Origin of the sequence: Streptomyces sp. NPDC096324, from assembly GCF_044763015.1 — a bacterium.
Taxonomy (GTDB): domain Bacteria; phylum Actinomycetota; class Actinomycetes; order Streptomycetales; family Streptomycetaceae; genus Streptomyces.
Window position 1 is genome coordinate 729,260 of sequence record NZ_JBIWFK010000001.1, and the last position, 9,972, is coordinate 739,231.

General features: G+C 70.8%; 11 protein-coding genes. 6 read left to right on the forward strand and 5 right to left on the reverse strand.

Translation table 11 applies throughout. The annotated features are described in order from the left end of the window. Nucleotides 1-5: 5 nt before the first annotated feature. The 3 genes from ACIQ7M_RS03085 to ACIQ7M_RS03095 all read right to left on the reverse strand — a co-directional run bounded on the left by ACIQ7M_RS03085 (nucleotide 6) and on the right by ACIQ7M_RS03095 (nucleotide 3,217). Nucleotides 6-1,022: a TauD/TfdA family dioxygenase gene (locus ACIQ7M_RS03085; RefSeq protein WP_403639031.1), complete on the reverse strand. Its 1,017-nt coding sequence runs from the start codon at nucleotides 1,020-1,022 to the stop codon at nucleotides 6-8. A gap of 82 nt (nucleotides 1,023-1,104) precedes the next feature. After that, the gene (locus tag ACIQ7M_RS03090) at nucleotides 1,105-2,109 is read right to left on the reverse strand and encodes a beta-ketoacyl-ACP synthase III (RefSeq protein ID WP_403639033.1); all 1,005 of its coding nucleotides are present in this window, start codon (nucleotides 2,107-2,109) and stop codon (nucleotides 1,105-1,107) included. A gap of 100 nt (nucleotides 2,110-2,209) precedes the next feature. After that, the gene (locus tag ACIQ7M_RS03095; protein ID WP_403639035.1) at nucleotides 2,210-3,217 is read right to left on the reverse strand and encodes a helix-turn-helix domain-containing protein; all 1,008 of its coding nucleotides are present in this window, start codon (nucleotides 3,215-3,217) and stop codon (nucleotides 2,210-2,212) included. Between the two features lie 249 nt (nucleotides 3,218-3,466). Here ACIQ7M_RS03095 and ACIQ7M_RS03100 point away from each other — a divergent pair, with 249 nt between their 5' ends. From ACIQ7M_RS03100 to ACIQ7M_RS03110, 3 genes are read left to right on the forward strand one after another with little or no spacing between them, the layout of a single operon-like run. Continuing rightward, nucleotides 3,467-3,910 (forward strand): helix-turn-helix domain-containing protein, encoded by a 444-nt coding sequence (locus tag ACIQ7M_RS03100; RefSeq protein ID WP_403639037.1) that lies wholly within the window; start codon nucleotides 3,467-3,469, stop codon nucleotides 3,908-3,910. After that, the gene (locus ACIQ7M_RS03105) at nucleotides 3,907-4,464 is read left to right on the forward strand and encodes a regulator component (RefSeq protein WP_355761335.1); all 558 of its coding nucleotides are present in this window, start codon (nucleotides 3,907-3,909) and stop codon (nucleotides 4,462-4,464) included. Before ACIQ7M_RS03100 ends, ACIQ7M_RS03105 begins: the two co-directional genes overlap by 4 nt. Beyond that, nucleotides 4,461-5,651 carry an MAB_1171c family putative transporter gene (locus ACIQ7M_RS03110; protein ID WP_403639039.1) on the forward strand — a complete coding sequence of 397 codons (1,191 nt, stop codon included), beginning with the start codon at nucleotides 4,461-4,463 and terminating at the stop codon, nucleotides 5,649-5,651. Before ACIQ7M_RS03105 ends, ACIQ7M_RS03110 begins: the two co-directional genes overlap by 4 nt. A gap of 14 nt (nucleotides 5,652-5,665) precedes the next feature. On the opposite strand, the gene ACIQ7M_RS03115 is transcribed toward ACIQ7M_RS03110, so the two are convergent. Beyond that, nucleotides 5,666-6,607 (reverse strand): TauD/TfdA family dioxygenase, encoded by a 942-nt coding sequence (locus ACIQ7M_RS03115; RefSeq protein ID WP_403639252.1) that lies wholly within the window; start codon nucleotides 6,605-6,607, stop codon nucleotides 5,666-5,668. A 181-nt stretch (nucleotides 6,608-6,788) separates the two neighbouring features. Here ACIQ7M_RS03115 and ACIQ7M_RS03120 point away from each other — a divergent pair, with 181 nt between their 5' ends. From ACIQ7M_RS03120 to ACIQ7M_RS03130, 3 genes are read left to right on the forward strand one after another with little or no spacing between them, the layout of a single operon-like run. Continuing rightward, a complete protein-coding gene (locus ACIQ7M_RS03120) occupies nucleotides 6,789-7,007 on the forward strand; it encodes an MbtH family NRPS accessory protein (RefSeq protein ID WP_355761344.1) in 219 nt (72 codons plus the stop codon). After that, nucleotides 7,004-8,119, forward strand: coding sequence for a hypothetical protein (locus ACIQ7M_RS03125; RefSeq protein WP_403639041.1), 1,116 nt, complete (start codon nucleotides 7,004-7,006; stop codon nucleotides 8,117-8,119). The genes ACIQ7M_RS03120 and ACIQ7M_RS03125 overlap by 4 nt, the downstream gene beginning before the upstream one ends. A 2-nt stretch (nucleotides 8,120-8,121) precedes the next feature. Next, nucleotides 8,122-8,727: a hypothetical protein gene (locus ACIQ7M_RS03130; RefSeq protein ID WP_403639043.1), complete on the forward strand. Its 606-nt coding sequence runs from the start codon at nucleotides 8,122-8,124 to the stop codon at nucleotides 8,725-8,727. 66 nt (nucleotides 8,728-8,793) lie between these two features. Here the strand turns inward: ACIQ7M_RS03130 and ACIQ7M_RS03135 are convergent, their stop codons facing one another. Continuing rightward, nucleotides 8,794-9,816 (reverse strand): histidine kinase, encoded by a 1,023-nt coding sequence (locus ACIQ7M_RS03135; protein WP_403639045.1) that lies wholly within the window; start codon nucleotides 9,814-9,816, stop codon nucleotides 8,794-8,796. Nucleotides 9,817-9,972: the final 156 nt, after the last annotated feature.

Here is a 9,972-nt window from a genome sequence, read left to right on the forward strand (position 1 = left end):
AGTGCCTAGGGGGCGGGGTGGACACCCGGGTCGCAGTCGGTGATCTCCACGGGGTTCCCCATGGCCACCACGATCCGGCGGTCGCCTCGGAAGGGGTCACGGCCGTGGGCGGTCAGGACGTTGTCGACCAGGAGCAGATCGCCGACCTGCCAGGGCGCGCGGACCGTGGCCCGGTCGTACGCGTCCTGAATCAGGTCCAGTTCGTCCTTCGTGAGCGGTTCGCCGTCACCGAAGGAGGTGTTGAACGGCAGGCCCTCCCACCCGAACTCGTCGATGAGCGCCTCCCGGAGCTCCTCGTCCAGGGACCACTCGTTCCAGAACGCGAGATGGTTGAACCACACCTCTTCGCCCGTGGCGGGATGCCGGACGATCCCGGGGCGCAACTGGCTGGTGCGCAGATTGCCGTCTCCCTGCCACTGGTGGGAGACGAGGTTCTCCGCGCAGTACCGCTCGACCTCGCTCCGGTCCTCGGTGGCGAACGCGGTCGTCCAGTGCGTGGAGATGTTGTCGGAGTAGCTGCGCCGCAGCAGCCAGCCGGTGGTGCGCATCCGCTCGACCAGGGAGTCGGGGAGGAGGCGCAGGACCTCACGGCAGTCGGCGACCGGAGTGGCGCCGCCCTCGGACGGCGCGACCAGGCAGGCGAACATCAGCAGACCGGGGAAGGTCAGCGTGTAGCTGTTCTCGTTGTGCATCCGGATCGGCTGGGAGGGCGGCAGATCCGTGGAGGAGTACACGCCGTTGCCGAAGTCACTGCGTGGCGTGGCCTTCTCGCGGTACGGGGTGGGCTGCGGGAGGAGGACGTCCCGTACGGCGGCGAAGTCGTCGACGCCCGCGAGGGGCAGGCCCCGCAGGAGCACGGCGCCGTATTCGCGCAGGGCCGCCTCCAGTTCGGCGCGGACCGAGATCAGCCATGGCTCCGCCTCGGCCATGGCCGTCAGCCCGCCGATCGTCGCGAGGGCGGGCCGGCCGGGGGTGAACTCCCAGGCCGGCGGGGCGGTTCGGGCCGTGCTTGCGCTGCTCACCGTGTGCTCCTTGTCTGATGTCCGGGGTCAAGTCCGTATGCGGGTACGTGGGTGGGCACCCGTACGCGTCGTGCCGTGGCCGTCAGGGCAGCCGGACGACCTGTGCCGCCCAGGTGAGTCCGGCGCCGAAGCCGACGAGCAGGGCGGTGGCGCCGCTGCCGACCGTGCCCAGCTCGCGCAGCCGGGAGACGGCCAGCGGGATGGACGCGGAAGAGGTGTTGCCGGAGTGCACCACGTCGCGGGCGACGGCGACCTCCGGCGGGAGGTCGAGGCGCTGGGCGAGGGTGTCGATGATCCGCAGGTTGGCCTGGTGCGGGACGAACGCGTCGAGGCGGTCCAGTGTCGTCCCGGCCGCCGCGGCGGCCTTCCCGGCCGTTTCGGGGATGTCCTCGATCGCCCAGCGGAAGACTTCGGGTCCGGCCATCCGCATCGCGGGCCAGGCGGCACCGGGGGTGTCGCGGTACTCCGTCCAAGAGGCGTCGTGCGCGATCAGATTGCCGCGTCCGCCGTCGGAACCCCAGACGACGGGGCCGATCCCGTCCTCCTCGGGGCGGCCGGGGCCGATCACGACGGCTCCCGCTCCGTCCGCGAAGAGGAACGCCGCGCCCGGGTCGTGGGGGTCCACGATGTCGGTCATCTTCTCGGAGCCGATCAGCAGGACATGGCCGGCCGAACCGTCCCTGACCATGGACGCGGCGAGGGCCAGGCCGTAACAGAAGCCCGAGCACGCGGCGTTCAGGTCGAAGGCCGCGGCCCGGCTGCCGATGCGGTGGGCCACCTCGGGAGCCGAGGCGGGGCTCTGCCGCAGATCCGACATCGAGGCGACCAGGACCGTGTCGATCTCGGCGGCGGTGACACCGGCGTCGGCCAGCGCCTTCCGGGAGGCCTCGACGGCCATGTCGGCCACGGTCTCGTCGTGTTCCGCGTAGCGGCGCTCGACGATTCCGGTGCGGCGCCGGATCCAGTCGGCCGAACGCCCGGTCCTGACCGCCGCTTCGTCGTTGCCGACCACGCGCCGTGGCCGGTGGACACCGATGCCCAGGAGCTGGGCTCCGCGCGCCTCGGTTCGCTGAGTGTGGGGAAGCATGCCGCACCTCGGGTGGTCGACAGTGGTGAGGCGGCCGACGGTCGTGGACGACCGGCCGTCGGCGCCGCCGAGAAGCGTCGGACGACCCCCTATACCGGGTCTATACGGCGGGCCGCTGGGGATCGACCCAGCCGCGGAGCGCTGCCAGGGCCCCGGTCTGGAACCTGCTCTTGGCGCCCAGCCGGTGCGCCAGACCGGCGGTGATGCGCCGCGTGGTGCGGACCGAGATCCCCAGACGCCGGGAGATCTGGTCGTCGGCGTTCCCCTGCGCCAGCAGGTCCAGTACGGCCTGTTCCTGAAGGGTGAGTCCGTCGTCGTCGCCCGGCCACTGCACGTAGTCCAGGGGCCGTGCGGTGCTCCAGACCTGCTCGAAGAGCTCGCACAGCGCGCTGACGACGCCCTTGCTCCGGGTGACGAGAGCTCCCCGGTGGGTGGCGTCCGGATCGTCGGGGACGATCGCCACCTCTCGGTCGTAGATCACCATGCGGGGCGGCAGTACCGCGGCGAAGCGGATGTGCGCACCCGAGTCGCCGAGCCAGCGCGCGTACTCCATCGTGGCCCGGTCGTTGCCGATGCTCTCCAGGTAGACACTGCGCATGCGCACCCCGCGGGCCAGGGCGGACTCGTCCAGCGGCCGGCTCGCCTCCATGTTGGCCCGCGACTGGGCGCCACCGGGCACGAAGGCGATGATCTCGGAGGAGCAGCCCGCCGCCAGCGCCTCTATGCGCAGGCGTATCGCGTCGATTCCGTCGAGCCGTTCGGTGTCGGTGCCCTGCCGGGAGCGGCTGAGTTCGGCGTACTCGGCGGCCAGGCCCTCGAGTTTGACGCGGGCCGTCTCGAACTCCTCCTGCCGGCGATGCAGTTCCGCCTCCTGGGTGGACAGCAGGAGCTTGAGCCCGACCTCGGGTTCGACCGCGCGGTACTCGCCCGGGTCCTGCCAGGACGGCCGGATCAGCGAGAGGCGGTTCAGCTCCGTCATCGCGTTTTGTACCTGGGAGGCCGGCCGGTCGAGTCTCCACGCGATGGCGTCGGTGCTCGCCTCCGGATCCTTGAGCATCTCCTCGTACACGGCCTGTGCGATGTCGTCCAGCCCAAGTAAGTCGAACACTGCGCCCTCCCCAGAAGCACATGGCGACCGCATGACCCACCGCACGGTCACCCCCGCAGGGACGACATCAGTCCTGGTCTCGACTGAGGAACGTCATCCCGATACCTCATCTGCTACACGAGTTGTGGACTCTACCCAAGGAATCAATCCGGCGACGAGTGAGAAAATCGACGCGGGGCAAGGTGATGATCTTTCCACCGGGAGCGATCACCCGACGTAGAATCCGACCATCAGTCTGGAGGTGTCCCCGTGGACGAACCTGGCGCGACGGTCGGACCGCGTCTCGCCGACAAGCTCAACCACCTGTTCAGCACGGTGACTCCAGGGGGGCGGCGTCCGTACAGCACGGAAGAGGTCGCGCGGAGCATCACCCTCACCGGGGTGCCCATCTCGGCGAGCTACATCTGGCTGCTGCGCAAGGGACACCGGGACAATCCGACGCTGCGTCATGTCGAGGCGCTCGCCCAGTTCTTCGGTGTTCCGCCGACCTACTTCTTCGACAGCGGCACGGAGAGCGAGGTGGCGGGGGATCTGCGGCTCATGGCCGCGCTCAAGGACGCCGGGGTGCAGGCCATCGCCCTGCGTGCCTCCGGGCTGTCCGCGAAGAGTCTGGACTCCATCACCGAAGTGATCCGGCGGGTGCGGGAGTTGGAAGGACTTTCGGAATATCCGGACGAGCCGTGCGAGGGATGACGACGCGCAGGCGGCGGGCACGCTGCGCGGCTCTTGTCCGCGGACTCGGCCTGCCGTCCTCCTACGGCATCCCCGATGTGTGCCGACGCGTCACCCAGCGGACGGGACGGGCCATCCATCTGGAGGCGATGCCCTTCCCCGCCGAGGGCCACTGCGGGGTGTGGGTCCGTACAGCACAGGCCGACTACATCTTCTACGAGCAGATGACCAGCCCGGTCCACCAGCAGCACATCATCGGACACGAGTTGGGGCACCTGCTGTGCCACGACGAGGAACGGCCGCGGGAGCCGGCCGTGAGCGAGGACATGGCGCGGCTGCTGCTGCCCGGTCTCGATCCGCGGACGGTCACCGGCCTGCGGCGGCGGACCGCGTACACGCACGACGAGGAGCAGGAGGCCGAGCTGATCGGCACGCTGCTCCTCCAGGGCGCCAACCACCGGCCCCTGGACCCGGTCTGGGCGCCCATGGCCGAGAGCGCCGTGCTCGTCGACCGGCTGGAACGCACGCTGCTGCCCCAGCACCCGGACATCCCCGGGGCGGCCGGTCCCACGTGACGACTCTGCTGCACCCGTTGTGTGCCCTGGTCGCGGTGGCGGCTCTGCTCTACAAGATCGGTCCGCTGCGGCGCGCCCCGCGCGACCCCGCGCTGTGGACCCTGTGCGGCGTGCACGGCTTCTCGGCGCTCAGCTTCACCCTGTCCACCCCCGCTGTCTGGGTCGCCGTCGACCGGCTCACGGGGGTCCCCAACAGCGCGGCGCTGCTGGCCCAGAGCTGTGTGATGGGCCTGATCGTGGCGCAGTGGGCCCTGTTCGACCGGATGCTCCTCCCGCCCGCACGGGCCCGGAGGAACACGCTCCGCCATCTCCTCGTCCTCTGCGGGGTGGTGGCCGCCTTGGCCGTGCTCTTCGTCCGGCTGAGCTCCTCGGGGGAACATTCCCGGGACTTCACCGTCCACTACGCGGGCGATGCCGACTACCGGCGCTATCTGCTGCTGTACAGCGCCGTGTTCATGATCGGCGAGGTGCTGGTGTCGGTCCTGTGCCTGCGCTGCGCGCGGCGGGTGAACCGGCTGTGGCTGCGTCGCGGACTGCGTGTCACGGCGGTGGGATCCGCGCTCTCGCTCGGGTACGGGGCGGTCCGCTTCGTCAACGGCGTGTGCGGGTGCGTCGCGCAGAACCCCTCCTGGGTGGAGCGTGCCGCGTGGCTCTGCGGTGGCCTCGGGGGGCTGCTCGCCCAGACGGGATGGACGCTGCCGGGCTGGGGGCCGCTGCTGACCAAGGCCCGCCGTGCCGCGCGCGGCTATACGCAGTACCAGCGACTCCATCCGCTGTGGCTGGCGCTGGTACGGAGCAGGCCGGACATCGCCCTGGAGGAGGTACGGTTCTCCCGGCTCTGGTCCCTGCTGACCATACGGAACATGGAGTTCAGGTTGTATCGCAGGGCCATCGAGATCCGGGACGGCCAACTGGCCCTGCGGGAGCATCTCGACGCGGAGGTCGCCGAGCGGGCCGCCCGGCTGGGCAAAGCCGCCGGGCTCGTCGGCGAGGAGCTGACGGCCGCTGTCACGGCCGCCCAGCTCAAGGCCGCCCTGCACGCCCAGGGGCTGGGCCTGCGGCCGGCGGTGCCCGACACGCTGCGGGCCGCCGACGGACCGTCGGCGGCCGATCTGAGCGCGGAGATCATCTGGTTGGTCCGGGTCGCGCGTGCCTACCGGGTGTGCCCGCTGCTCACCCCCGAATGAGACCGGGGGGGCGGTCAGTCGGACATGGCGACCAGCACGCGGCGCGCTCCGGAGTACGCCCGGCGGCCGTGGCCGACCAGGACGTTGTCGATCAGCAGCAGGTCGCCCTGGCGCCAGTCGACGTCGACGGCCGCCGCGAGCCCCCGGTCACGGATCTGGTGGACGTGAGCGGCCGGGATCGGCCTGCCGTCGGCGTAACTGACGGACTGCGGCAGTTCGTCGGCGGGAAGGACCTTGGCCAGTTCGGCGGCGGTCTCGTCGCCCAGCCCCGCGGGGTGCCACTGGTCGGCCTGGTTGAACCAGACCTCCTCGCCGGTGAGCGGGTGCCGCAGGGTCGAAGCCCGGTCCTGGGTCACCCGGAGTGCGTCACCGCGCAGCCACCGCCAGCTCGCCCGCGTACCGGCCAGGAACGCCTCGACCTCGTCCTTGCTGTCGGTCTCGAAGGTGTCCTGCCAGCTCTTGCCGAGCCCGCGGCCGCCGTGCAGGTTCTGGGTGTACCGGACACCGCCCGCGAAGGCCTCGCGGACGTCGTCGTCGAGGGAGTCCAGCCACAGCCGGCCGTCCACCACGGGAGTGGCGCCACCGGTCGCCGGGGCGACGGCGCAGTAGAAGAGCAGCCGGGCCGGCCACTGGTGGGCGTAGGACATCTCGTTGTGCATGGAGATCACGTACTCGGCCGGGTACTCGGTCGAGGTGTAGACGTTCTTGCCGACCTTCGTGCGCGGGGAGTTGCCGTGCACGTACGCGAGCCGCTTGGGCAGCAGCCGGTCCATGACGGCGTCGAGCGCGCCCTCGGACACCTGGAAGCCCCGGAACACGAGTGCCTTCTCCTTGGCGAGAAGCTGCTCCAGGCCGGTGAGCGAACGCAGATGGGCGACGAGGCCGTCGGCGTCCGCGGTGACCCCCGCGTCGGCCGGTCCGATCTCCAGTGGTTTCCATCCCTGACGGTGCTCCATGAAGACCGTGACCTCCCGGTGTGGCGGATCGTGCGCTCCTGTCCCGGTCATCCTGCGGAGGGCGGCTATATTCCGGCCATACTCGCCGGTTCCCGGCATCAGCCCTTGGTATAGAGGCGGTATAGGACAGCGGCCGAGCATTCCCCGGAATCCCTTTCCGGAAAATGCCGAGGAGCATGTCATGGCCGAAGAATTCTCCGACGACGCCCTCTACCGTGTCGTCCTCAACGACGAGGAGCAGTACTCCATCTGGTGGCTGGAGCGTGAACTGCCGGACGGCTGGCGTGCCGAGGGTACCGAGGGCACGCGCGAGCAGTGCCTGTCCCGCATCGAGGAGGTGTGGACGGACATGCGGCCGCTGAGTCTGCGCCTGAGCATGGAGCAGTCCGTCCTCGCATGAGCGCCTCCACGCGATCGGGCCGCCCCGACCGCGCCGAACTGGTGGGCTGCTGGCTGCTCTCGGCCGCCCTGCTCGCGACCAGTTTCGGCGTGGTCTGGGACGTGCAGTGGCACGACGACGTCGGCCCCGACACCTTCTTCACCGCCCCCCACATGCTCATCTACGCCGCACCCGCCCTGGCCGGCCTGACCGGCGTGGTGATGGTGCTGATGCGTACCGGCGTCTGGCGCGCCGACCCTGACGGCGTGGCCGCCACCGGCCGCTCGGTCACCGTGCTCCGTGTCTTCCGGGCCCCGATCGGATTCCTCGTCGCCGGCGTCGGCGCGGCGGTCGAGCTGATCTACGGAATGATCGATCTGTGGTGGCACACCGTGTACGGGTTCGACGTCACCCTCAATTCACCGCCCCATGTGGGACTTTCCTTCGGTGGACTGACCATCTGCGTCGGTACGGCGCTCGCGTTCGGCGCGCTCGGGGACCGGACAGTCAGCCGCTGGGGGGTCGCCCTGTCCGTGGCCACCTCCCTGACCTCGATGATGTTCGCGCTCTTCTGGGCGCAGCCCTTCGAGGTGTCGATGACCGCGGTCGTGCTGTTCGCCCTGTTGATGGTGGCCGGCGTGACGCGTGCCACCGGCTGGGTCACCCTCACCGGACTGATCTTCGGGGCGCTGCACGCGATCGACTGGTTCTTCGCCCCCTGGATCACCCGGGTCTACGCCGGGAGCCTGGGCATGTCGCTGCGGGACAACATCTCGGGCGAGCCCACCCTGGCGTCGCTCTACCCCATGGTGCTGCCGCTGATCGCGGTTCTGGTGGAAGTCGCGCTGGTGGTCCTGCGGCGCCGTGGAGTGGCCCCGAGGATCGCGATTCCCGCGGTCAGCGCGGTCGCCGCGGCGGCGATGGTACTGCTCTACACCCCGCAGTTGGGCGACGGCTTCTCGCTGCCCACGATCGTGGCGGCGACGGTCCTGGGCGCGGCCGCCGGTCCGCTGGGCTGGTCCGCGGCGATCGCCCTGCGCGCGCTGGGTCCGGGTGCGGGCGTCTCGTCCCCGGCTCCGGCGGCACCGGCCCCGGCGCCCGAGTCAGGGCTGCGGCCCGCGATGGAGGTGTGAGCATGCCAGGACACACCGCGCGGCCGGGCGGCCGTGCGCGGAACACGCGGCGCTCGCTCGCGGCGGTCCTTCTCGCGGTCCTGGCGGGAGTCTTCGCGGCTCCCGCCGCCTCGGCCGCCGACGCCGGCGCGCCCGCCGTGGTCCACTCCGAGCGGCTGAGGGCGGGCCCGTACGACATCGAGGTGTCCTTCACCGACTGGCCGCTGTACGCCGGCCGTTCCCTGGACATGACGTTCCAGGCCGACCGGGGGATCAAGGGACGCACCGCGCGGCTGCACCTCATCGGGCCGTCGGGTCAGGACTACGGCAAGCGGGGCGCCGGCCTGGGGCGGGCACTGCCCCGGTACACCCGCTCCCACGACCGCTGGGGTCTGGACGGCACGATGCTGCCGGACGAGGGCACCTGGCGGTTCGAGCTGGCCGTCGAGGGCCCCGACGGCGCGGGGCGGGGCAGCCTGTCCGTCCCCGTGGGACCGCGGCCGGGACCGCCCATCGAGGCGAGCTGGGCGGTGGGACTGCTGCCGGCCATCGCCGCCGTCCCGATCTGCCTGGCCCTGTGGTGGCGTGGTCGTGGCAGGCGTACGGCCGCGGTCTGGACGTGGGACTGAGCCGGACGACGCGCGAAGAGCCGGCCCGGGTGGATCGAAGGGATCCCCCGGGCCGGCTCTTCGCCGTCACGAGCCGCAGGGCAGCGTCACCGTCAGCACGGTCGGCCCGCCGGCCGGGCTGCTGAGGGCGAACGTACCGTCGGCGGACGCGACCCGCTTGGCGAGGCCGCTGAGCCCGGTCCCGCCGGCGGAATCCGCGCCGCCGCACCCGTCGTCCGAGACGAGGACCAGCAAGGTGTCGCCGACCCGGCCGACCGTGACCTCGACACGGGACGCCCCGGCATGCTTGATCACATTGGTGAGGGCCTCGGAGACGACGAAATAGGCGACCGCCTCGACGGTCGGCGAGGGCCGTTCGGCCAGCTCGACGTTGAGCTGCACGGGCAGCGGAACGCGTTCGGCGAGGCCGGACAGCGCCGCGTCGAGCCCCCGGTCCTCCAGCACGGCCGGATGCAGACCGCGTACCAGATCGCCCAGTTCGGAAATGGCTTCCTTCGCCTCGCGGTGCGCGTCCTCGATCACCTTGCGGGCGTCCTCCGGGAGTTCGCCGAGCGTGGCCTTGGCGAGGCCGAGGTGCACGGCCATGGCGACCAGCCGCTGCTGAGCGCCGTCGTGCAGGTCCCGCTCGATGCGGCGGCGCTCGGCGTCGGCGGCCTCCACCATGCCCGCCCGGCTCTCGGTGAGGTTCTCCACCCGCCGCTCCAGGAGCTCGGCCCGGGTGGGGCCGAGCAGCCGCGTGGCCGCGAAGGCGTCCAGCCGGGCCAGGCCGTGGCACACCCAGGTGGCGAGCGCGAGCACGGCAAGGCCGGCGCCCATGACATAGGCCGCCGTGACCGAGTAGCCGTGATGGGCCAGACGCCACTCCAGCGGGAGTTGCCACACCCAGATGTACACGGTGGCGGCCACGAACCCCACGACCCACAGCGTCAGACCGATCAATGCCGCCAGCGCCACCGCGGGCCCGGTCAGAAGGTGGTATTGAGTCTGACGTCGGCTTGTTCTCGGGTCGTCGGCCGAGGGGCGGGCGATCTCCACGTCGAGCATGGCCTGAAAGCGATATCGCTGCACCAGCGTCATGGCCGGTCTCATGACGGGAACCAACGCGCAGAAAAGGGCCACGAGTTGAAGTGGAACACCGACGGTCAGGAAAGTGAGGGTCTGCCACATCTTCCATAAGGGGTGCCGCAGCCACTGGACAAGTCGGCGGAGGGATTGCATGGACAAAAGCTTATCCTCAGAGGGAAG

Bases quoted from the DNA above. Each gene is read 5' to 3' on its own strand.
- ACIQ7M_RS03090 (WP_403639033.1), bottom strand. From the start codon at position 2,109: ATGCTTCCCCACACTCAGCGAACCGAGGCGCGCGGAGCCCAGCTCCTG.
- ACIQ7M_RS03105 (WP_355761335.1), top strand. From the start codon at position 3,907: ATGACGACGCGCAGGCGGCGGGCACGCTGCGCGGCTCTTGTCCGCGGA.
- ACIQ7M_RS03115 (WP_403639252.1), bottom strand. From the start codon at position 6,607: ATGGAGCACCGTCAGGGATGGAAACCACTGGAGATCGGACCGGCCGAC.
- ACIQ7M_RS03120 (WP_355761344.1), top strand. From the start codon at position 6,789: ATGGCCGAAGAATTCTCCGACGACGCCCTCTACCGTGTCGTCCTCAAC.
- ACIQ7M_RS03125 (WP_403639041.1), top strand. From the start codon at position 7,004: ATGAGCGCCTCCACGCGATCGGGCCGCCCCGACCGCGCCGAACTGGTG.
- ACIQ7M_RS03130 (WP_403639043.1), top strand. From the start codon at position 8,122: ATGCCAGGACACACCGCGCGGCCGGGCGGCCGTGCGCGGAACACGCGG.
- ACIQ7M_RS03135 (WP_403639045.1), bottom strand. From the start codon at position 9,816: ATGAGACCGGCCATGACGCTGGTGCAGCGATATCGCTTTCAGGCCATG.